Origin of the sequence: Exiguobacterium sp. s75 (genome assembly GCF_018617145.1) — a bacterium.
Classification (GTDB): domain Bacteria; phylum Bacillota; class Bacilli; order Exiguobacteriales; family Exiguobacteriaceae; genus Exiguobacterium; species Exiguobacterium profundum.
Genome location: NZ_JACSJQ010000001.1, coordinates 1635429 through 1655980 on the forward strand (window position 1 = coordinate 1635429; position 20552 = coordinate 1655980).

Sequence of the window (20552 nt, forward strand, 5' to 3'; positions counted from 1 at the left end):
GTCTCTTCTATCGAATTCTCTTATCGTACAGTCGTCTTGCTCATCTTGCCTGCGCGACCTTTCAAGTCCTCGATGTGGACGTTGATCGTCTCGCCTTTCTTGAGCGCACGTGTCTTCACAGAGAACGTACCGTTCGGGAGGACCGTTCCGCGTCCCAACACTTGATAGTTGCTGTTGCGGACGACGACACGCATCCCGGCGTCACCGCGACCCGTGACCGACTTCGCGCCAGAACGGAGTGTGTTCACCATCGGTTGCCCTGGACGTGTGCCGGATTTTACGACGACACGTTCGCTCGTCTCATACTTCCCGTTCGTATAGACGACGCGAAGGACCGCCCCTGCTTTTTGCGGTTGAATCGAGAAGGCGGCAACGGTCTGTTTCGACGTGCCCCGTCCGATCAACTTCTCTCCTTTATACACGCGGACCGTCGTCCCCGACGTGACTTTCGTCTTGAACGTCGATGAGTTGTCCTGTGCTTTCGCGCCAGAGGCGTTCAATTTGAGCATCGACTCGGCGCGGTAGACGTTCGCCTTCCCGAATCCGCTCACCGGGTTGTAATACGCCGGGAGCGTCATGCCCAATTCTTCTAACACATACTCGAACCCGTCACTCATGCGTGGGTCGTACGGTGCGTCCCCACCCGAGAAGGCGATCGGGTCTGCCGTCCGCTGCAAGAGCGTCCGTACGTCTTCGACCGAAAGATCTGGGTGATACGACTTGAGGAGCGCGACGGCTGCAGCGACGTGTGGCGTCGCCATGCTCGTCCCGTCCATATAGACGACGTTCCCGTCTGGTACGAGACTCGCCACTTTCGAGCCAGGTGCGACGACGTCGACCCCGATGCCGTAGTTCGAGTAATCCGAGACGATCCCGAAGGCGTTCGTCGCGCCGACCGAGATCGTATATTTCGATGATGCCGGATACGACACGCGAGACTGCGCATCGTTCCCTGTCGCCGCCACGATGACGACGCCACGGTCATACGCATACTTCAACATGTATCCGAGCGTACGGCTCTCGTTGCCGCCGAGGCTCATGTTGATGACTTTCGCCCCTGCGTCGACCGCATACTTGATCCCGAGTGCGATTTGGTCCGTGTCCCCAGAACCGCCCGCATCGAGCACTTTCACCGGCAGAATCGAGACGTTCGGGACGATCCCGCGCATCGAAACGCCGTTGTCACGTGTCGCACCGATGACGCCGGCGACGTGTGTCCCGTGACCGTGGTCATCGATCGCGTCGCCTTCCCCGTTCGGGTCGACGAAGTTCTTCGCGTTTGCGACATCGACCTTACCTTTTAGGTCAAGGAGACGATGGTCGACCCCAGTGTCGAGGACGGCCACTTTGATCGACCGTTTCGGCAAGTTCAACGCCTCATACTTGTCGAGGCCGATCCCTGCATTCGCGAACGGCTCGAGGACCGACTTCTGGTTGATCGCCCATTGGTAGTCGAGGCTGACGTCGGTCGCGAACGACTGATACGTCTGGACCGGTTCGATATACTCGACGTTACGGTCCGACTCGAGCGTCGACTTCGCCTGTGCCTGCATCTTCGTCGACGCTTCTTCCACATCGACGAGCGCGAAGTAGTCAGACGGTTTCCCGATGGCGATCCGCTCGGCCGAGACGTCGCTCATCGCGTTCATCTTGCCGATCGACGTGCTTGGTGACGATTTGTATTTGACGATGTAACGCGGTGCGTCACTGCCGTCCGTTTGGATCGTCATTCCGATCTTGCCGAAGAGGTCCGTCACCGGAGTCCCGGCGAGCGAGTCCATCTCGAGCGCTGTCGCGATCTCGCCGATTTCGCCTTGTAGCGCGGTCGGTACGCTCGCGTCGACCAAGGCGTGGAGACGGTTGATCGCCGCCGCGTCCTGAGTTTTGAGCGTATACGCCTTCTTGTCGACGAGTGCCGTCAACAACGGACGGAGCGTCTTCAAGTCGGTGAGGGCAGCTTTGCGCTTCTCGCCGTCAAACGTGATCGCCTTGACGATATAAGGTGAGGCACGGTAGTAAAGGGCCGACAAGTCGCGACCTTCCTGTGACGTGCCGAGTACTTCACTTTGGACGCGACGGATGAGCTTGAGCATCGAGTCACGTTCCGGTGCCGGTTGGACGATTGATTCGACGGCACACATGTCGCCGCCGACCTGCTCGTATTTGACCGGGAGTTTGACCGGGTTGACGACGAGCTTGATGTCTGACGCGAGATCCGGCATGCCTGGGTCTGTCGGCTCTTCCCCGTCGACCGGGAGCACATCCCCTGGAATCTCTTCGCCTGGAATTTCTTCTCCGAGATCCATCGGCATATACTCGACCTTGATGTAATATGGACCTTCCCATGCGAACGGGAAGTCGATCTTGGCCGTCTGTTCTTCCTCTTCCTTCGTCGCGCTCGCGCGGTAACGGTCGAACGTCTCATCCTTCGCCGCCATGTCGGCGCTCGGGTAGACGCTGATGTTCGCGAGCTTCGAAGATTCGAACGTGACTTCCATATGTGTCATCGCGGACGTCTCTCGTTCCATCTTGAACCAATACGTGTTGACCGGGTCCGTGCCGGTCGTGAATTCGACCGCTTCCCCCGGAGTGAGTAATGTGGCATTGGTCATCCCGTTTCCGCTGTCAGCGAGTGCTGGCGGCAGGAACGAAAGGACGAGGACGAGAACCGTCACCATCGCCACGAACTGCTTGAATCGTGCTTTCATGTTTTCCCCTCTTTCGTTTGTTCTGGAGCATGCGCCCCACATCGTTCTACGATACTTATCGGTTTATGTTTCAAAAATGTAACAAAAATGTTTCGACAAGATGTCGATTCACTCGTCGAATGGTCGCTCACTTGATTTCTTTCGCTCGAGCACACGGTAATTGGCCTCATGATTGGTCCGGTCAAAGAAGATCCCGGCGACTTTGATGAAGCGAAAGTCGACCTTATTGCCGTATCGGTCCGTGTAGTCGATCTGCTCGATCCGGAAGTACCCGTGGTCTTCGGTCGCGCTCGAGAACCGCTCGAATTTGAACTGGCGATCGATCACATAATAGAAGCGCTCTTCCTCCATGAAATAGATTTCCTCGACACCGTACTCGTTTTTCATATAACGCTCCGTCGAGTTCTCACTCACGACGTTCAGCATCGTCATGCACCAACCGAGGAGTAATAATAGAAGAAATGCTTTCATCCACCATAGGAATCGACTTGAGGAGATCGGGGTCACCGGCAGGGTTTTTAGCGAATAGATGAGATCTCGCTTATCTTTCATGTTGCAACTCCGTTCACCAAAAAGACCGATGTCTCCACCGGTCCTAAGAAATTAGTATCCTGCGTATTGAAGCGATTGGATGAATGCGCGTTTCTCCGCACCCGATAAGTTGAACTCGAGGTCGTAGTCCACTCCTTGGACCATGACCGTGATCCGGTTTTCCGGACGGACGTACTTGTCGACGAAGCTGATGAGTTTCGCATCTGGTTCGAACAAGTATGACTCTTCGACCGAGCCGTCATCGAACTCGTCATAGTAGACATCGTACTCGTCGATGTTTTGCGAATACGTCGCGCGACCGACACGGAGCGTCAACTTTTCAAATCCAGCGACCGACCCGTCCTCTGTGTAGCTGCTGAGAAGGAACCCGAGGCCTGACTTCGACGGATGTCCGAAGAAGAGTGGCACGAACGTGTCCGCATATTTTGTCGTCGCATCTGCGTAGAAGACTTCTTTATGAACCGTCACCTTCATCCCTTCAAAGTAGACACGGTGGAAGTTGTTGTAGAGCGCGTGCTGTACCGTGATCGCCTTTGGTTGGCTGACATTTCCTGCACCATCACGGATGACGAGTGACATCTTCTGCCCCATCGCTTGACGTGGAATCTTCACGATGAACTTCCCAGTCGACATGACCGGTGCCGTGTATGACTTCGTGCCGATCTTGACGATGGCCGTCGCATATGGCTCGGCTTTTCCGAAGACGCCATAGGATGCCGCCGTCACCGATTGAGTCAATGTCGCCGTTTTTGGTGCGATGCGGTCTTTGTAGACGCTACGTTTCGAGACGTCGCTCGTCGCGCCTTTCGTCGTGATCGTCTTCGCTGAGAGCCATGAGTAGGCCGGTTGCGGCGCGATGCCACGACGGTAGAGACCGTTCGCATCGAACTTCCCTTTATACGTGCTGCTACCGATCGAGAGCTCGACATATTGTCCCGGCTCCCCGACGACGCGCACTTCACGTGACGTCTCCGTCAACGGTTTGATGACCGGTGCGTCCGGACGTGCTTCTGGGTCTTCTGCGACGATGGCGCGTGTCGTCTCACTGATGTTGCCGCTCGCGTCGACGAGACGGACGTCGATGACTTTACCGACCGACTGTGGTGACATCTTGAAGACGGCCTCACCACCTTCGAGGATCGTACGGACGTACGTCTTGCCGTTGATCAAGATCTCCGCTTTCGCAGCCACTTCACCTGTGATCGTGAGTGATGTCGATGTGTGGAGTGGTGCCGATAATACAGGTGCATCAGGAGCAGTCACGTCTTCCGACGTCTCTGCGTTGACGATTGTCGAAGGCGCGATACCTCCGAATGCGAGTGTGGTCGCTAAGAAAAGTGCTGCATATTTCGGTTGCTTCATAATAAGTGGGGTCCCCCTCAAGAATAATGACAATCGTTTACAAATTTATTATAATCTGTCCTTTTTCAAAAGGGTACATAAATTTTCTAAAATAGTCATATATTTTTCAAATTCACATTTCCTTCTTTTATTAAAAAAGACACCCCACTGTTTGGAGTGCCTGAACGCTTAGCCTTCGTTGATCATCGTCGCCTGTCCGCCTTGCCATAACCAGACGCCATCTTCTTTCACATAAAGATGAAGCATCCAGAACCGACCTTCGTAGGCGTTCGTGCCGAGGATAAATTTTTCTTCTAACAAAAGTTGGACGACGGCGAGGTCGCCGCGTACCGTCTCATCGAACGTGACCGTGTCCTGTGCGATCCATTGAATCGCTGTCGGGTCGACGAACTGGTCTAAGAACGTCTCTTTATCGAACTGACGCCCGCTCGAATCGACATATCGGAACGAGTCGTGCATGAGCGCCCGCATCGCGTCGAGATCGCCGGCCACCTGATGGGCCGACCGGTCGTCAGAAAGTTGTTTCATGTTGAGTGTCTCCATCGTTGTCCCTTCCTTTCCCCGTTTATCATAGCACAGATGGTCGAAAACGAACGAGTGGAATGCTGATCACAGATTCCTTCAATCATTTCCCTTTTATCGAAATAAGCAACCTTTTTCATCTCCACTATGTATATACTAAAAAATGTAAATTTCATGAATCGAGGTGGAACGCTTGAAACGAATCTTCAGTTTGCTTGTTCTCTTTACTTTCTATTGGACTCTCACCGCACAGGCGGTCGGGTCCGACGCCATGCTCCCTGCCGGCACGACGCTCTATGCCGACCCGGAGGAATCCAGCATCCTGCTCGTCACGGATGAGCCGAAGCGTGTCGACATCCAGGACGTGACCGAGACCCATACGTCCGTCACGGTCGATACACAGAACGGATTCGTTCGAAATGACGACGTCCGATATGCCGTCACACGTTACACCCAGACAGAAACGGATGCGCTCGACGCTTCCGGTAACCCCGTCGCAACCCTCCCAATCGGGACAGCCGTCGACGTCTTCGACCTCGAGGGCGACCGTCTTCTCACAACGGATGGGACGTATGTCGCCCGTGACGCCCTCGGAGAGACGATGCCAGAAGCAGTGACCCGCTACGCGAAAGCAGGTGCGGTCGTCTTGTCCGCTCCAGACGGGGAAACAATCACCGAACTCGAGGCCGGGCAGACCCTCAACGGTTTTGTCGTCGGTTCGATGCTTCGCATCGAGACGGCGGACGGCTTCGGCTATGTCGCCTTAGATGCGACGAGCACTCGTCCGATCAAGACGGGCACCCAGTTCGTCTTGACGACATCGCCTTACACCGATGCATCCGGCAAGATCATCGGCTCCCTCGTCCGCGGTGAACAGACGAGCGTCTATGGCACCATCGGAGACACTGCCCGCCTCTTCAAGGACGGCGCCTACGTCTATATGAAACGCGACGTGCTCGCCGACAAGATGCCACGCTACACGAAGACAGGCAGCCGCTATGCGCTCGCCGCAATCAACGTCTATCAGGACACAGACAAGAAACAAGTCGTCGGGTCGCTGAAACGAAGTCAGCTCGTCACCATTTACGGGACGGACGGCGACTTCACACGCATCTATACGCGCGGCCAGTTCCTATTCGTCGAGACGAAATCGCTCGGCACGACAAAACCGGCACCGCTCAAGACGGGACAACGGTACATCACGAAAGACACGCCGGTCTACGCACGGACGGTCCTGTCGTCGAAGACGTCCCTCAGCCTGAAGCGCGGACAACTCGTCACCATTTACGGGACAAAGGGCAACTATACCCGCATCTTCACGCAAGGGAACTACTACTTCATCCCGACGAGCGTGACGAGTACGAAAAAACCGCCTCGCTTCGAATCGACGGGCATGCGGTACTCTCGTTATAACGAGGTCGAAGTGTACGCTTCGACGTCTGTCGCGAAACAAGTCGGTTCCTTGAAACGCGGGCAAGTCGTCGAAACGTTCGGGACGAGTGGGTACTACACGCGCATCCGTCTGAACGGGACGTATCGCTATGTCGCGACGGGCTACCTCGCCGTCTCGAAACCGACCGCAAAACCGAAGGCAGGAACGGTCTTCTATACGCAGTTCAACGGGACACCTTACTTCTCGGCTGACGTCGCGTACGGTCGTCCGGCCGGCACGTTGCCACGTGGAACGAAACTTGTCGGGCTCCGCTCGATTGATGCCGACTTCTGGCACGTCCGTCTTCCGTCCGGGAAACGCGTGTACGTGTTGAACCCATATATCGCCGAGACGAAACCGAAAGCGATCCAACCGGCGAGCGTCTATACGGCCGCCCATTACGGGACGACGAAGAAGACGCCGTTCTACGCCAACCCGAACGACACCCGTCCGATCGGGTATCTCGATGCCGGTCGTCGCATCTACCCACGTGGGAAGAGTGGCGACTCGTATCTCATCCAGTACGACTGGCGTCCCGTCTACGTCAAGACGAAAGACATCCGCATCAAGCAGGATGCCTTGTTGAAGAAACGGGACAACTCGCAAAAAGAGCGTCTGATCAACGCCGCCGTGAAACATCTCGGGACACCGTACACGTGGGGCTCGCAGTCACCGCTGAACGGTGGGTTCGACTGTTCCGGTCTCATCCATTATGCGACCAACCAGGCCGGGAAGATCGGCGGTCGTACGAACGTGTCGGGCTATTGGTATAGCGGACACTTCAAGAACAAACGGACAGGGATCACAAGTGGTCGTCGCGGGGACATCATCTTCTTCGCCGGCACGTATAAATCGGGCCCGTCCCACATCGGCATCATGCTCGATGACGAGTTCTTCATCCATGCCGGGGGCGAGATGCTTCAAATCAACTCGATCCATGACCCGATGTGGCGCCCATACTTCCTAGGGTACAAATCGTTATAAGGGGGATGCTCCATGTTTGATTATATCGACCCGTTCCTTTGGCAGCTCGTCATCGTCCCGGTCCTCACCATCGGCGGCGGTGTCGTGGTCGCCATGATCATGAAACGAATCTGGGTCGGCCCTGTGGTGACGTTCTTGTTGAACGCCATCATCGAATTGACGTACTTTGCCGTCTATTATGACCACAGTCCATTCGATATCAACCATCTCAGTTCGTGGAATGTCATCTTCCCGCTGATTTCGCTCTTGTTCTCGTTCATCTTCGTCGGATTGTTGAAAAAGAAGAAATCTGTCTGATATGTCGTGTCTAATCATTGAAAGGAGAACACTCCATGTTTCACTATATTGACCCATATCTTTGGCAACTCGTGATCGTTCCAACGTTTACGATCGGACTAGGGGTCGCCATCGCATTGCACTTGAAGCGCTTGTCTATCGCTCCCTTGGTCACACTGATTGCCTACTTGGGCATGGAGTGGTTCATGTATCGGGGCACCCTCTTCTTCTTTACGAAGTGGTGGCTCCTCCCCCTCCTGGCATTGGGGATCACGTTCACGTTCATCGGAAAACGTCAGGTGGAACATGCTTCGATCAAATGATCCTTGACAACGCATCTTCATCCCGTTAAAGTAACGATAACATTCATACGAACTCGCGATGAGAAAGAAGAGTAGCGCGAAGGGACGTCTTCAGAAAGCCGGTGGTCGATGCGAACCGGTGTCGTGCCTTGCGTGAATGGGCTTTTGAGCGTTCAGACCGACATGTAGGCTCTGACGGGTCCTCCCGTTATCGGGGACAGCGAATGATGGTTCGCGATGAGTGGGAAGACAAAGCGTCTTTCAACGAAGGTGGCAACACGGGGAATCTCCTCGTCCTTCATGTCCGATTGGGCATGCGGGACGAGGAGATTTTTTGTTTGAGCGATTGGAGGTAGGTTGGTGACGTACCACGGATGTACGCACCGCGGTCATCGTATACGAACAAGACGTGCCCCTCTCGTTCGTGGATGAACTGAACGAACGGATGCGTCGTGTATTTTCCGTTCAAACGCGGTTTCGATTTTGTATAAAAATCTTGATAACAAATCGCCTCGAGGAGTGGTCGTACACGGATTTCGGACTTGTCTGCTACCGGCACGGTGAACATCCATAACGGTTCGTCATCGAATGTGCATGATGTGGCGGTCGTCTTGAAGCGCACCGATTTATCCCGGATATAACGGAACAAGAGGGTCGGTTTGACGGGCTGTCCATATACATGCCAAACGATTCGGATGGGGTCGCCCTCTTCGAACAACGCATCAAACAATTGCTGGGCATGTCGAACGACTGCCTCAAAATATTCAAGATTCAGTTCATAGGATTTGATATCAACGTAAGGTGACAGCGTGTCCTCGAGTTCGATGTGTTCGGTCAACGCTTCACCTGAAAATTGGTCGGGTCGTAAGACTGACATCGGCATATCCCCTTTCTATTACCCATTATAAGGAGGTTCTTTCAATGCAACAACGGACGATCAATGGTGACGAACTCACACCGGTGGCAATCTTCCACCGTCTGCAAGGTGAACGAAAGGTATTACTCGAAAGTCGCGCGGAAGGCAAACACGGCCGCTACTCCATCATCGCGGCGAACCCGGTCGAGACGATCCGGGTCGATGGGAACGACGTGACGGATGCAACAGGGACGGTTTATGCGGATGACTATGCCTTTATGACTCAGACCCGGTATCGGAATATGAAGAAACGCTGCTTGAACTACCTCCACCTAGGCTTCGCTTAGAGTTGGAGGATTCCTGAGTTATCCTCTCTATCGAGAGAAACCTGATCAGGCTAGCCCCGTCGTCCCGACGGTTGAAGAAGCCAACAGGCGCTCGGCTTCTTGTTTGAGGTTCAGTCCTGCGTTCACATCACGGTCGTGGTGGACCCCGCAACTCGGGCAGGTCCATTCACGCAAGCCGAGATGCTTCACGTCCTTGTGCTGATGGCCGCAACCCGAACAGAGCTGGCTCGAGGCGAAGGTCTTCCCGACCTTCACGACGGTCTTCCCGTACCAGCCGGCCTTATACTCGAGCATCCGATGGAATTCCGACCAGCTGACCTCGGAGATCGACTTGTTCAACTTGCGGTTCTTTTGCATGTCCTTCACCTGCAGGGTCTCGATGCCGATGACGTCGTGGTTTTTGACGATCTCGGTCGATACCTTGTGCAGGAAGTCGGTGCGTCTGTTGGCAATCTTCTCATGGATGCGGGCGACTTTCCGCTTCTGCTTCTGGTAGTTCTTCGCCTCGGAGAGTGTCACCTTCTTGTTCAGGGCGATGCGCTGACGACGGGACAACTTGCGTTGCTCCCGTGCCAGCTTCTTCTCGAGCGTACGAAAGTAACGGTCGTTTTGGTATACGGTTCCGTTTGATAGGATGGCGAAGTTCTTCAGCCCGACGTCGACACCGACCGATGAACCGGTCTTCGGCAGCTCACCGATTTCCTGCTCTGTAAGCAGGGAGACGAAGTATTTGCCCGAGGCCGTGCGTCGGATTGTGGCGCTCAGGATGCGTCCCTCGACCTGTCTCGAGTTGGCGAACCGCACCCATTTCAGCTTGGGGAGTTTGAGTGTGTTCCCGACGATCGAGACCTCGGGGAGCTGGGACCTCCCCTGGATGTTCGCCGTATAGGATTGGACTGGGTTACGCTTCGACTTGAAACGGGGATGATTTCCCTCCTTCTTGAAGAACTTCTTATACGCGTCGGCCAGGTGTTTGACACTGTTCTGGACGGCCGTGCTGTCCACTTCCGTCAACCAACTGAATTCCTGCTTGAGAATGGGAAGGTCTTTCGAGCAGGCATCATACGACAGTCCCTTGCCGGTCGTTTCATGGGCCGCGTCCCATTTCGACAGGAAATGGTTGAAGACGAACCGTGAACAGCCGATCGTCTTGGCGATCAGGACCTCCTGTTCCTTCGTCGGGTAGATCTGGAATCTATACCCCTTGTGCTTCACCATGATGTTCACCCCCTTTGAAGATAGTTTACCCGAAAGAGCGGCTGGCGATTCATCTCCCACTTTCATGCAAGCCTTGTCCTTAACGTTTAGAATTGGGGGTATTCTCGCCTAATTTTGATAAAGCCAAATCCCTTTTGGAGGTGTTCGCATGATTCTCCTCATCGATAACTACGATTTGTTCACGTATAACGTCTATCAGGACGTCGCCCGCTTCAGTGACGTCTGCGTCATCCGGAATGATGAACATAGTATAGAAGAAATCCGTCGCATGAACCCGAGTGGCATCATCCTTTCTCCCGGTCCCGGCGGTCCACAAGACGCCGGTGTCTCGCTCGCGGTCGTGCGACAACTGTCCGGTTACATCCCGATTCTCGGGGTCTGTCTCGGTCACCAGGTCATCGCTGAGGCGTTCGGTGGAGTCGTCGGTCGGGCGAACGAGGTGATGCATGGGAAAGTCTCACGGATCAATACGGTGCCAGGCGTCCTTTTCGAAGGATTGTCGATGGACGTCATGCGCTATCACTCGCTCGTCGTACAAGAGACCGAACTGACAGTCACAGCCGAGACGACAGACGGCGTTATCATGGCACTCGAACACCCGACCCATCCGACGTACGGCGTCCAGTTCTACCCCGAGTCGATCGGGACGCCGGACGGACGTGGCATCTTCGAGCGCTTCGTCCAACTGTGCACGAAAAAACCGGGGCACGTGTCCCCGGTTTGAGTGTCAGCCTACATATTCACTTAGTTATAACTTTGACTTCGTTATTATTCGCTACAATAAAAATTGAAGGAGGTTCAATCGACAAGGTATTTTGCATGTCTAAGCACTTTTCTGAAGATACTTTTTGCAACGCTAGTCGATTTTCTGTAAGTATCCTTATCTGCTTTCTTTCTCGACTGTCTGAAGATAACCGTACATTAAAATCATTTTCATAATTAGCTATTTCATCAATAAATTTTTTTCGTTTACTTTCAAATTCTGTATTCGCTTTCAGTAATCTTTCGTTAGCTTGTTTGACTGTAGATTCTGGGTCTCCTAGCAGTCGCATTGCGTGAATTGCGCCTTTAGTACTCAGTAGAAACATATAAATCAACTCTTCATAATCTTGAAATTCTCTAATGATATTTTTAAAGTCATTTATACTAGTTCCTTCTTTAAATACGAAAGGGCGTCTCTTTAGATTTTGTATTTTCTTAATTGGTTCATCAAGATCTAATAGCAAAGAGTATAGTAAATCTATATCGTTCTTATAATTTGTTTCAAGTTGATATTCAATTTTCGTATTCATTTTCTCTTCTTGCAAGAATAAGTGGACACGATCTAGATAGTAAAAAGAACTCTCAGCTTGTCCACGATATTCATTAAGTTTCAAATTAATTAGTCGGTCTATTGCCCCTCTAAGTTGATTTAGACTTTTTCTTATTTCTCTCATATGCTCTTGAGCCACAATTACAGTCGCTAAATTGAAAGCTACTTTTCTAAGTTGAAGAGGATTCAATTTTTTAAAGTTAGCAACCTCAACAATTTTCTTATTACTATCAACTACCATTCCTCTTACGAAAGAATCATTGCCTTTAGATTTCATTAATGACAAAGAGCCATCTTTAATTTTTCTTCGAACCTCTGGAGAAAGACTAATTTCGTAAGCATTCCAATCATTAATAAGACGTGGAAGCGTTTTTGTACCTAACGATTTTACAGAGTAAGCAATATCTTTGAGCATTTCTTTATTTAACTCTAACTCTTTATAGGTATCTATGTTTTCTACATGAACCGGCTTGTATAATATTGAATCATCCTTAACTAGAAGCTCGTAATCTTCATCTTCAGCATACTCAAATTCTTCGTACTTTGTAAGATAATGCTTTTCACTTTTCAAACCCAGGGTATTCTTTTTTCTAAATCTTGCATATGAATAAATTATTAAAGCAAACAATAAAATTGAAAAAAGAAATATATATTCCAATCTAAATACCTCCATATCTCAGTAGATTTGAATATATTATAATTTTTTTCAATTATTTTGTATCTAAAAATTTATTGAATCAGAAATTAATCAATTCAGTTTTGACATCAAACGGACGTGGCATCTTTAAGCGCTTCGTCCAGCTGTGCACGAAAAAACCGGGGCACGTGTCCCCGATTTGAGTATCAGCCTAAAAAGTCTTCTCGCTGAAAATCATGTTTGTCGATCTTGATGTTGTTACATGCCACCCCGTTCGTCCGGAGCACGTGGATCGTTTCACGCAACAGCTCGTCACTGCCGACGATGTAGAACAAGGCGTCCTTGTCGGATGCCATCATCTCCAGGCGCTCGTAGTAGTCTTTCCGACTCGGGACGAACTCTGACGTGAAGTGCTCGTTCGATTCGAAGACGTCACCGAACAGATACGCCTTCGACGAATCGACGTTTAACGAATGGAGGTGCGGGACACCTTCCCCGTTCGCCAAGTACTCGAGGACGACTGGACGGAATGTCGCGAGTCCGACACCTGCCGATAAGAGGTAGACATTCTTCCCGCTCCGTTCGAGTGGGACGTTCGAATGTGTCTTGAACAAGGCGACCTTGTCCCCCGGTACCATGTCGCGAAGAATCGATTTGAACGTCGAGCATTCGGATTTGATGCGGGTCGTGATGCCGATCGCCCCTTCGTTCGGCAATGTCGAGATCGACATATGGCGGACGAGGCTCCGGTCCGGCTTGTCCCCGGCGTTGAACCCTTCGAGCGCGAGGTGCGTGTGCGCCCCTTCCTGCCACGTGAACTCAGGTGGCAAGGCGAGATGGAACGTGTATGTATCCGGTGCCTCGGCCACGACTTTGGTGATCGGTGTCCAGTCAATTTTCATGTGAATCCTCCTTAGTTTGATGTAACTGAAGTATTGATAATACTGCGGTTTAAAGTTACTGTTGTACAACGATTCAATTTCTAATGACTCAGTACACCGCAATCGGCCCATATGGCCCTTCGATGATTTCCAGTTTCGTCTCAAAAATTTCGGATAAGATCTTTGCGTCCATGATCTCATTCACCGTTCCGAACGCAGCGATCTGTCCGTCTTTCATCGCACAGATGCGGTCCGAGTATTTCGCCGCGAAGTTGATGTCGTGGAGCACCGTGACGATCGTCCGTCCGAACTCGTCGGCGACGTGGCGTAAATACTCCATCATCTGTACCGAACGGGCGATGTCTAAGTTGTTAAGCGGCTCATCGAGGAGGACGTATTCCGTCTCCTGACAGAGCACCATGGCCACATACGCACGCTGCCGTTGTCCCCCTGATAGCTCGTCGAGATAGCGGTTCTCGAGCGCGGTCAAGTCGAGGAAGTCGATATATTTCGAGATGATGGCCTCGTCCTCTTTTGTGAGACGTCCTTTTGAATAAGGGAAACGCCCGAACCCGGCGAGTTGTCGGACCGTGAGCCTTGTCACGAAGTGATTTTCTTGGCGCAGGATGGTGATAATTTTCGCCAAGTCTTTCGACTTCGTGCTCGACACGTCCATGCCGGCGACTTGGATCTGCCCCTCGTCTAAGTTGAGCAACCGTCCGATCATCATGAGCGTCGTCGATTTGCCCGCCCCGTTCGGCCCAATGAGTGAGGTGAACCCGGCTTTCGGGATGTCGAGCGTGAGCGGTCCAATCTGGACGTCGTCTGTATACGATTTTTTGACTTGTTCGATTTGAATCATAGCGACCTCTTCCTTAGAATGACGGCCAAGAAGATGAGTCCGCCGAACAGTTCGATGATGACGGAGACGACACTTGGCGTCTGGAATATGTGATACATAAAGAAATATGCACTCGTCAAGACGAAGAACCCTAGGGCGAACGCCATCGGAAAGACGTACTTATGGTCATACGTCGAGGCGACCTGATAGCTGAGCGTCGCGACTAGGAATCCGAAGAACGTGAGCGGTCCGATGAGCGCCGTCGAGACGGACATGAGAAGTGAAATCAGGACGAGCGTGTAGATGACGCTCCTCCGATGGTTCATCCCGAACGTTGTCGCGACGTCCTTGCCGAGTGCGACGATATTCAATCGATTCGAGAACAGGAACAAGAGTGTCCCGGCGATGACGACGATCGGGATGACGATGGGAAAGTAGGCCACGTCGGCATTCGTCACCGAACCGAACAGTCGTGCCTGCAGGATATCGAACTCGGACGGGGCGAGCATGCGGCGCATGAACGACGACACCGAGTTCAGACCCGTCCCAATGATGATCCCGATGAGCAGCATGAGCTGCAGGTTGGCGTATTTCCCTGACAAGAGCCAGCCGTAAAGGAGGAGACTCATCGTCACCATGAGCCCGACCTGTGTCAAGAAGGCGCTTGTCCCCGAGAAGCCGATCAACGCCCCTGCCCCGAAGAAGAAGACCATGCTCGTCTGAATCGTCGAATAGAGCGCGTCGAATCCAAGGAGCGATGGCGTGATGATACGGTTGTTCGTCACGGAGTGGAATGCGACCGTCGCAAGACTTTGACAGAGTGCCGCAATCAACATCGTGACGATGGCGACGATTCGCCGTTCCACGACCGGCACGAATGACGGAGAGTCCATCGGGACCGGATTGTTATAAAGGAGAAGCCCGAGCGCACACAATAGTCCGCCGAGAATGAAGGCACTTAAGAAGAGCCAATAGCGTCTGCTCGCCCGTTTCGATTGAAATGCCGAGGCGTGACGTTCTTCTCTCAATTCCCCGATTGATACTTCGACACCGTCTCGTTCTATGACCGTACTCATCGAACCCCTCCTTTCTTCCGTTGTCGCATCAAGATCATGATGAAGACGACTGCCCCAACCGTCCCGAGAATCAGGGAGACCGGGAGCTCGAACGGCATGATGATCGTCCGCGAGATCAAGTCACTGACGAGAATCGCACCCATCCCGACAAGACAGACCCATGGCAAGTTGCTGCGCAAATCATCCCCGCGGAACATCGAGACGAGGTTCGGGACGATGAGTCCAAGGAACGGTAAATTCCCGATGACCGTCGCCACGACACCGACCGATAAGGCGATGAGCCCCGTCGCCATCATCATGAGCTGGTTATAGTTCACGCCGAGACTCGTCGCGATGTCTTCCCCGAGCCCGGCGAGCGTCAAGCGATTCGCCAGTAAGAAGATGAGCACCGTCACGACGATGATGACCCATAGATATTCGTAGCGCCCGATTTGCACCGAGGCGAACGAACCGACGAACCAGCCCTCGATTGCCTGACTTGCCCGGAAGAACAGACCGAGGAACGTCGAGATGGCGGAGATGACCGCCCCTAACATGAGCCCGATGATCGGCACGATGAGCGATGAACGAAGTTTGACCGAACGTAAAAACCAGAAGAAGACCATCGTCCCGATGAACGAGAAGACGATCGCCCCGGTCATTCGCATCATGAGGCTCGGTGCTGGTACGAGCAAGTAAACGGTGAGCAGTCCGAGTCCCGCCCATTCGAGCGTCCCCGTCGTCGTCGGTTCGACGAGTCGGTTTTGCGTAATGAGCTGCATGACGAGCCCCGCCATCGCCATTGCCGCACCCGTCAGCATGAGGGCGACCGTCCGTGGGACACGGGTGATCCAAAACATATCGAAACCGTCTGTCCGTGACAGATCGTACACCCCGGTAAAGAGCGACAGCACCGCCAAACCGAGGACGATGATCACGGTGAACACGAACGACTTCGTCCACAATCTAGAAAAGGAGGGCTGAGACATCGTCTCAACCCTGGCTGTCAATGGTTTTTGCATGACGGAACCCTACTTCGCGAGCGCTTCCGTGACACTGTTGAAGAATTCCGCGTACGTTTGAATCGATTCGTTCAAGTATGTGTCTTTCGGGGCATAGACGATTTGCTCTTTCGACACAGCCGTCGTCTTTTGAAGTGCCGGTGCGTTGTCGATCACGTCTTCTGCTGGTACTGCGCCTTCTGCGTCACCGAGTGGTGCGTCACGGTCGAGAACGAACAACCAGTCTGGGTTGCTTTCTGCGATGGCTTCGACGGATACTTCGTCACCTTCGTGGTCACCTGTCTTCTTCTCGACTTCAAGAGCTGGGACCCATCCGAAGATGTCGTACATCGGTCCGAACACGCGTCCCGTTACCGGTGCTGAGAACCCGATGTCTCCGCCCGATACGATGACCGACATGATTGTATCTTTTCCGTTGTATGCCGCTTTCGCGTCTTCAATCGACTTGTCGAGGTCAGCAACGATTGCTTCGGCTTCTGTGTTTTTGTCAAAGATTTTTCCGAGTGTGAGCGTCGTGTCAGTCAATCCTTTGACTAAAATCTCACCCGGTGTGCCTGAATCTTCTGGGATCTCGATGTTCAAATCGATGACCGCTGCTTCTGGTACCAACTTTTTGATGTCCTCGTAGTAATCTGCGAAACGTTGACCGACGATGACGACGTCCGGGTCAACTCCTGCAATCGCCTCTAAGTTCGGCTCGAAGTGCATGCCGACGTCCGCGATGTCTTTGTCTGATGCGTATGGCGATTCCGCTGGAAGGAGTCCGATCGGTGCCGCCACCAAGTCGATGTCCCATGCTGCCAATGTTTCAAACGTCCGGTTATCAAGGGCGACGACCTTCTCCGGGTTGACCGGTACCTCGATTGTGCCATGTGCGTCTGTAATTTCGACCGTCTCTGTCTTTGTTGCGCCGTCGACGTTTTCTTCTTTCTTCGTCTCACTCGTTCCGCCACATGCGGCGAGTACGAAGACGAGCAACGTCAACATGAGTGAAATCTTGAATTTCCCCACTTCATCCATCTCCTCTGTATGTCAATTTCAATGATTCTCGCACCAAAAACGAGCCACGTTGGTTATGTATGTCTATTCTCACGTTCTCATTATCAGTGATAATGATTATCATTGTCGTTTTCATCAAGTAGCATAACAAACAAAAAAAGGATACGCAATGCCAATTTTACAAGATTCGGATAGGAAAATTTTTCTTTCTATAGATGCACGCACAAAAAAAGAAAGTGGAGGTCCACTCTCTTGGTTGAGTTCATGTCATTTAGCTTAGGAATCAATCTTTATTGTGTCGTGCCCTCTTTTTACCTCGAAACACAATATAGGTGATGAACCATACACATGTGATTGTGAACGCCAATAATACGGTTTGTGTCATCCCTCTCGGCAGAAGGTCCACCACGAAAAATAAGGATAAGATGACCGAAAAAATAAGATGTCCAAATCGTAAATCATCATCCAAATCTCGCCAATATATGACTAGAAGGACGAGCGCTACCGGGGCCACGAGGGCTGCTAATATGAAAAACGGCACGCGGCGCATTAGAAACGGAATGTTCTTAGGTTCGTCCATCTGACTCATGCCTCCGAGATCCCGTTCGCCAACAGCAACAAGAAAATCCAAGTCGACAACGGGATCATCAACCCGATTGTCGTAAGTAGCGTGTAGATTTTAATGATTCGATCCTTCGTGAACAGTCCCCAAATCAACGTGGCGAACAAGGCGATGTCAATCGCGAGATAAACCCAAATGACCGTCATCAATTCGAGATTCGGGAATACCCGACCGTTCAAGGTGAAGAAGGTGATCACCGTCACGATAAAGAGTCCGAGCGTTGCGTAGAGTGGTGCGTATCGCTTGTTCATACGAGCATCGCCCGCTTCCGTTTGACCATCTCAAGACAGCGGCACACACACGTATCCACGTAGCCATCCAATTGATGCGGGAGGAACATCGTGTACGTCCCCTCTTCTGTCATCGCCGCGTCCCGCTCGACTTTCTCGATCAGTTCAACGAGCTTCGGATTTCCTTTCAAACGTTCAAAATTGAAATCCCCTAGTCGTTTCGACAGGCGAGCATTATACGCATCAAAGTCCGCATAATAAGCCACCTGTTTTGACGGGTCCTGGGTGATGAGCTCTTTCAACCAACCTTTATAGAACCCTTGCAACCAGATCTCATCCGCGACGAGGTGCGCGTAATAGCCGAGTCGATACGAGAAGTCTTCCTCCTTGCTGTCAATCCAATATTGGGAAAGATCTAAACGACGAGATAAATCATCATGGCGTCCTGCGTAGTAATGGGATGCCTCTTTTTCAGTCGTTGCATCCGGTGCGAGACTTCCGAGCAAAAATGCGACCTCATCCACCTCCGACAACGCTGGTAACATCTCGTTCGCGATGACGAGATGCATCAAATGTGAACCCATGTCACGCCCCCCTTTTCCCTGATTATTCCATCAACGTTCTATCTCGACAACCCCTCGTAAATTTTGATAGACTTACTTTACTGAACGGTCAGTAAAGTTATGAGAGGTGTGATTGGATGAGTAAAAAACAATTGTTGCTACAGACTGCCGCCCAGATGATTCGAGAAGACGGAATTAGTCAGTTGTCGCTCGAACGGTTGGCGACGAAAGCAGGAATCACGAAAGCCGGGGTCCTCTATCATTTCGACAATAAGGCCAACTTATTGCGCCAGATGAACGAGCTCGCCATCGAGACGTTCGAGAAACGAATCAGTGATCATCTATCGGACGGTCCATATTCGTTTACCCGTGCCTATGCACTGGCGACATTAGATGATGTCGATCACGGAGATATGGACCTCGTCGCCGTCTTCATCTCCTCACAAGAAGATGCGACGAGCGAGTCGATTTGGAGTGACGTGTCGACCGGTTGGGACGAGCGATTCGCTGCCGACGGACCGGACCAGGATGCGATTTTGAAACTTCGTCTCCTCTGCGACGGCTTTTGGTTCGCTGTCTTGTATGGATATAGCGAGTCGTTCAAGGACCGTGCGGCGACACTCATTCGGGAAGCATGTGACGAGTTGATTCAAGGAGGATTGTAATATGGGATTCATCTATTTGATTGGGGCCATTGCCTCGGAACTGTTCGGGTCGAGCATGTTGAAAGTGAACGCCACCTCGACGAGTCGACTCCCGATTCTCGGCGTCGCCTTCGGATATGGGACGGCGTTTTATCTCTTATCGCTCGCCCTCTTTACCATTCCACTCAGCTTCGCGTATGCGTTTTGGAGCGGGGTCGGGACGGCACTCACGGCGGTGATCGGATTCGTCGTCTTCCGGGAACAAATCAGCCGTCAAAAAATTGCAGGGATCGGGCTCGTCATCATCGGGCTCATCTTGATGAAAGTGTGAGGTGAATCGGAATGAAAGCCTATCTTTTACTGTTCTTTTCTATCGGATTTGAGGTGCTCGGAACGTCGATGTTGAAACTGTCGGATGGATTCACGAATCTCGTGCCGAGTGCCATCCTCTTGGTCAGTTTCGCCGCCTCGTTCACCCTCATGGGCATCGTGTTGAAAACGATCCCCCTCAGTATCGCCTATAGCATCTGGGCTGGACTCGGGACGGTGGCGACGGGACTCATCGGAGTGTTCATATATGGGGAAGTTCTCTCGGCATTGAACGGCATCGGTCTGTTGTTGATCGTCCTCGGCGTCATCGTGATGAATCAACGAAGAGAGGAAGTCGTGACATGAACGAGTTGGCAGATCATCTTCAAACACTAGAAGAAGCGTTATTGACGACGGAAGTCAGGCAGTCGACGGAGCGGTTGCGTGAACTGTTGACCGACGACTTCTTTGAAATCGGTAGCTCGGGACGGTTGCTGTATCAAGACTGGGATCAGACGACACTCCAGCTTGACCCGATCGAGGCGGTGTTATCCGAATTCACGCTGCATCCGTTGACGGAAGGTCACGTTTTGGTGACGTACCGTCTCGTTCAACCGGTATTGAATCGCGAAACACGCCGCAGCTCGATATGGGTATTCGTGGACGGACGTTGGAAGATGCGATTCCATCAAGGCACGGCTGTCCCACCGAAGGCAACTTGATTGCAGAACATCCTCGTCGAAGCACTCGATGCGTACGGACCGTATTTCTGTGGTTACGCGGCGGTACCAGGTGAACGGGTCGCCCTCACCTATGTGAAGAGTGTCGAAGGCGCGCAGACCGGAAAGACGTACGAAGTGTATTAACCTTGAAGCATC

General features: G+C 52.2%; 23 protein-coding genes, 1 pseudogene and 1 other annotated feature. Of the genes and pseudogenes, 10 read left to right on the plus strand and 14 right to left on the minus strand.

Translation table 11 applies throughout. From position 1 onward, the window contains the following. Nucleotides 1–20: 20 nt before the first annotated feature. From KNO68_RS08320 to KNO68_RS08335, 4 genes are all read right to left on the minus strand, one after another. Nucleotides 21–2708, minus strand: coding sequence for a S8 family peptidase (locus KNO68_RS08320; protein ID WP_215112332.1), 2688 nt, complete (start codon nucleotides 2706–2708; stop codon nucleotides 21–23). Between the two features lie 108 nt (nucleotides 2709–2816). Continuing rightward, a complete protein-coding gene (locus tag KNO68_RS08325) occupies nucleotides 2817–3260 on the minus strand; it encodes a hypothetical protein (protein ID WP_214687386.1) in 444 nt (147 codons plus the stop codon). A 51-nt stretch (nucleotides 3261–3311) separates the two neighbouring features. Then, a complete protein-coding gene (locus KNO68_RS08330; RefSeq protein WP_214687387.1) occupies nucleotides 3312–4622 on the minus strand; it encodes an Ig-like domain-containing protein in 1311 nt (436 codons plus the stop codon). Between the two features lie 168 nt (nucleotides 4623–4790). Then, nucleotides 4791–5165 (minus strand): nuclear transport factor 2 family protein, encoded by a 375-nt coding sequence (locus KNO68_RS08335; RefSeq protein WP_143180225.1) that lies wholly within the window; start codon nucleotides 5163–5165, stop codon nucleotides 4791–4793. 163 nt (nucleotides 5166–5328) lie between these two features. Between KNO68_RS08335 and KNO68_RS08340 the strand changes: the two genes are divergently transcribed. From KNO68_RS08340 to KNO68_RS08350, 3 genes are read left to right on the plus strand one after another with little or no spacing between them, the layout of a single operon-like run. Then, entirely contained in the window at nucleotides 5329–7560 is a 2232-nt protein-coding gene (locus KNO68_RS08340) for a C40 family peptidase (RefSeq protein WP_353047958.1), read from the plus strand. Nucleotides 7561–7572: 12 nt separating this feature from the next. Beyond that, entirely contained in the window at nucleotides 7573–7857 is a 285-nt protein-coding gene (locus KNO68_RS08345; RefSeq protein WP_215112334.1) for a hypothetical protein, read from the plus strand. A gap of 35 nt (nucleotides 7858–7892) precedes the next feature. Continuing rightward, on the plus strand, nucleotides 7893–8159 hold the full coding sequence (locus tag KNO68_RS08350) for a hypothetical protein (RefSeq protein ID WP_214687390.1): 267 nt from the start codon (nucleotides 7893–7895) through the stop codon (nucleotides 8157–8159). 49 nt (nucleotides 8160–8208) lie between these two features. Continuing rightward, nucleotides 8209–8440, plus strand: a binding site (T-box leader). Here the strand turns inward: KNO68_RS08350 and KNO68_RS08355 are convergent. After that, nucleotides 8437–9015, minus strand: coding sequence for a DUF3885 domain-containing protein (locus KNO68_RS08355; protein WP_215112335.1), 579 nt, complete (start codon nucleotides 9013–9015; stop codon nucleotides 8437–8439). It overlaps the preceding feature by 4 nt. 44 nt (nucleotides 9016–9059) lie before the next feature. On the opposite strand from KNO68_RS08355, the gene KNO68_RS08360 reads away from it, so the two are divergent. Beyond that, nucleotides 9060–9341: a hypothetical protein gene (locus KNO68_RS08360; protein WP_251024875.1), complete on the plus strand. Its 282-nt coding sequence runs from the start codon at nucleotides 9060–9062 to the stop codon at nucleotides 9339–9341. 45 nt (nucleotides 9342–9386) lie between these two features. Here the strand turns inward: KNO68_RS08360 and tnpB are convergent, their stop codons facing one another. Continuing rightward, the gene (gene tnpB / locus KNO68_RS08365) at nucleotides 9387–10559 is read right to left on the minus strand and encodes an IS200/IS605 family element RNA-guided endonuclease TnpB (protein WP_215112336.1); all 1173 of its coding nucleotides are present in this window, start codon (nucleotides 10557–10559) and stop codon (nucleotides 9387–9389) included. Between the two features lie 148 nt (nucleotides 10560–10707). On the opposite strand from tnpB, the gene KNO68_RS08370 reads away from it, so the two are divergent. Further along, a complete protein-coding gene (locus KNO68_RS08370; RefSeq protein WP_215112337.1) occupies nucleotides 10708–11283 on the plus strand; it encodes an anthranilate synthase component II in 576 nt (191 codons plus the stop codon). 16 nt (nucleotides 11284–11299) lie between these two features. Here KNO68_RS08370 and KNO68_RS08375 read toward each other — a convergent pair whose 3' ends face one another. The 8 genes from KNO68_RS08375 to KNO68_RS08410 all read right to left on the minus strand — a co-directional run bounded on the left by KNO68_RS08375 (nucleotide 11300) and on the right by KNO68_RS08410 (nucleotide 18742). After that, complete coding sequence (locus KNO68_RS08375) at nucleotides 11300–12529, minus strand: hypothetical protein (RefSeq protein WP_215112338.1); 1230 nt, start codon at nucleotides 12527–12529, stop codon at nucleotides 11300–11302. Nucleotides 12530–12714: 185 nt separating this feature from the next. Then, on the minus strand, nucleotides 12715–13410 hold the full coding sequence (locus tag KNO68_RS08380; RefSeq protein ID WP_214730300.1) for a ferredoxin reductase domain-containing protein: 696 nt from the start codon (nucleotides 13408–13410) through the stop codon (nucleotides 12715–12717). 88 nt (nucleotides 13411–13498) lie between these two features. Continuing rightward, entirely contained in the window at nucleotides 13499–14251 is a 753-nt protein-coding gene (locus KNO68_RS08385) for an iron ABC transporter ATP-binding protein (RefSeq protein ID WP_214730299.1), read from the minus strand. Continuing rightward, a complete protein-coding gene (locus tag KNO68_RS08390) occupies nucleotides 14248–15306 on the minus strand; it encodes an iron chelate uptake ABC transporter family permease subunit (protein WP_215112339.1) in 1059 nt (352 codons plus the stop codon). The genes KNO68_RS08385 and KNO68_RS08390 overlap by 4 nt, the downstream gene beginning before the upstream one ends. Beyond that, nucleotides 15303–16307, minus strand: a complete 1005-nt coding sequence (locus KNO68_RS08395; RefSeq protein ID WP_074035985.1) for an ABC transporter permease — start codon at nucleotides 16305–16307, stop codon at nucleotides 15303–15305. Before KNO68_RS08395 ends, KNO68_RS08390 begins: the two co-directional genes overlap by 4 nt. Before the next feature lie 9 nt (nucleotides 16308–16316). Next, a complete protein-coding gene (locus KNO68_RS08400; RefSeq protein ID WP_031422513.1) occupies nucleotides 16317–17327 on the minus strand; it encodes a siderophore ABC transporter substrate-binding protein in 1011 nt (336 codons plus the stop codon). Nucleotides 17328–17891: 564 nt separating this feature from the next. Continuing rightward, a complete protein-coding gene (locus KNO68_RS08405) occupies nucleotides 17892–18179 on the minus strand; it encodes a hypothetical protein (protein WP_215112340.1) in 288 nt (95 codons plus the stop codon). Further along, a complete protein-coding gene (locus tag KNO68_RS08410) occupies nucleotides 18176–18742 on the minus strand; it encodes a zinc dependent phospholipase C family protein (protein WP_215112341.1) in 567 nt (188 codons plus the stop codon). Before KNO68_RS08410 ends, KNO68_RS08405 begins: the two co-directional genes overlap by 4 nt. Before the next feature lie 116 nt (nucleotides 18743–18858). On the opposite strand from KNO68_RS08410, the gene KNO68_RS08415 reads away from it, so the two are divergent. From KNO68_RS08415 to KNO68_RS08435, 5 genes and pseudogenes are all read left to right on the plus strand, one after another. Beyond that, nucleotides 18859–19386 carry a TetR/AcrR family transcriptional regulator gene (locus tag KNO68_RS08415; protein ID WP_214757880.1) on the plus strand — a complete coding sequence of 176 codons (528 nt, stop codon included), beginning with the start codon at nucleotides 18859–18861 and terminating at the stop codon, nucleotides 19384–19386. A 1-nt stretch (nucleotide 19387) separates the two neighbouring features. Beyond that, the gene (locus KNO68_RS08420; RefSeq protein WP_214683602.1) at nucleotides 19388–19696 is read left to right on the plus strand and encodes a DMT family transporter; all 309 of its coding nucleotides are present in this window, start codon (nucleotides 19388–19390) and stop codon (nucleotides 19694–19696) included. 11 nt (nucleotides 19697–19707) lie between these two features. After that, on the plus strand, nucleotides 19708–20040 hold the full coding sequence (locus KNO68_RS08425) for a DMT family transporter (RefSeq protein WP_214683601.1): 333 nt from the start codon (nucleotides 19708–19710) through the stop codon (nucleotides 20038–20040). Beyond that, nucleotides 20037–20396 carry a nuclear transport factor 2 family protein gene (locus KNO68_RS08430; RefSeq protein ID WP_214873116.1) on the plus strand — a complete coding sequence of 120 codons (360 nt, stop codon included), beginning with the start codon at nucleotides 20037–20039 and terminating at the stop codon, nucleotides 20394–20396. Before KNO68_RS08425 ends, KNO68_RS08430 begins: the two co-directional genes overlap by 4 nt. Before the next feature lie 6 nt (nucleotides 20397–20402). Then, nucleotides 20403–20540, plus strand: a pseudogene (locus tag KNO68_RS08435) (short chain dehydrogenase); the annotation flags it as partial. Between the last annotated feature and the right edge of the window lie 12 nt (nucleotides 20541–20552).

Bases quoted from the DNA above. Each gene is read 5' to 3' on its own strand.
- KNO68_RS08320 (WP_215112332.1), bottom strand. From the start codon at position 2,708: ATGAAAGCACGATTCAAGCAGTTCGTGGCGATGGTGACGGTTCTCGTC.
- KNO68_RS08325 (WP_214687386.1), bottom strand. From the start codon at position 3,260: ATGAAAGATAAGCGAGATCTCATCTATTCGCTAAAAACCCTGCCGGTG.
- KNO68_RS08330 (WP_214687387.1), bottom strand. From the start codon at position 4,622: ATGAAGCAACCGAAATATGCAGCACTTTTCTTAGCGACCACACTCGCA.
- KNO68_RS08335 (WP_143180225.1), bottom strand. From the start codon at position 5,165: ATGGAGACACTCAACATGAAACAACTTTCTGACGACCGGTCGGCCCAT.
- KNO68_RS08345 (WP_215112334.1), top strand. From the start codon at position 7,573: ATGTTTGATTATATCGACCCGTTCCTTTGGCAGCTCGTCATCGTCCCG.
- KNO68_RS08350 (WP_214687390.1), top strand. From the start codon at position 7,893: ATGTTTCACTATATTGACCCATATCTTTGGCAACTCGTGATCGTTCCA.
- KNO68_RS08355 (WP_215112335.1), bottom strand. From the start codon at position 9,015: ATGTCAGTCTTACGACCCGACCAATTTTCAGGTGAAGCGTTGACCGAA.
- KNO68_RS08360 (WP_251024875.1), top strand. From the start codon at position 9,060: ATGCAACAACGGACGATCAATGGTGACGAACTCACACCGGTGGCAATC.
- tnpB (WP_215112336.1), bottom strand. From the start codon at position 10,559: ATGGTGAAGCACAAGGGGTATAGATTCCAGATCTACCCGACGAAGGAA.
- KNO68_RS08370 (WP_215112337.1), top strand. From the start codon at position 10,708: ATGATTCTCCTCATCGATAACTACGATTTGTTCACGTATAACGTCTAT.
- KNO68_RS08380 (WP_214730300.1), bottom strand. From the start codon at position 13,410: ATGAAAATTGACTGGACACCGATCACCAAAGTCGTGGCCGAGGCACCG.
- KNO68_RS08385 (WP_214730299.1), bottom strand. From the start codon at position 14,251: ATGATTCAAATCGAACAAGTCAAAAAATCGTATACAGACGACGTCCAG.
- KNO68_RS08390 (WP_215112339.1), bottom strand. From the start codon at position 15,306: ATGAGTACGGTCATAGAACGAGACGGTGTCGAAGTATCAATCGGGGAA.
- KNO68_RS08395 (WP_074035985.1), bottom strand. From the start codon at position 16,307: ATGCAAAAACCATTGACAGCCAGGGTTGAGACGATGTCTCAGCCCTCC.
- KNO68_RS08400 (WP_031422513.1), bottom strand. From the start codon at position 17,327: ATGGATGAAGTGGGGAAATTCAAGATTTCACTCATGTTGACGTTGCTC.
- KNO68_RS08405 (WP_215112340.1), bottom strand. From the start codon at position 18,179: ATGAACAAGCGATACGCACCACTCTACGCAACGCTCGGACTCTTTATC.
- KNO68_RS08410 (WP_215112341.1), bottom strand. From the start codon at position 18,742: ATGGGTTCACATTTGATGCATCTCGTCATCGCGAACGAGATGTTACCA.
- KNO68_RS08415 (WP_214757880.1), top strand. From the start codon at position 18,859: ATGAGTAAAAAACAATTGTTGCTACAGACTGCCGCCCAGATGATTCGA.
- KNO68_RS08420 (WP_214683602.1), top strand. From the start codon at position 19,388: ATGGGATTCATCTATTTGATTGGGGCCATTGCCTCGGAACTGTTCGGG.
- KNO68_RS08425 (WP_214683601.1), top strand. From the start codon at position 19,708: ATGAAAGCCTATCTTTTACTGTTCTTTTCTATCGGATTTGAGGTGCTC.
- KNO68_RS08430 (WP_214873116.1), top strand. From the start codon at position 20,037: ATGAACGAGTTGGCAGATCATCTTCAAACACTAGAAGAAGCGTTATTG.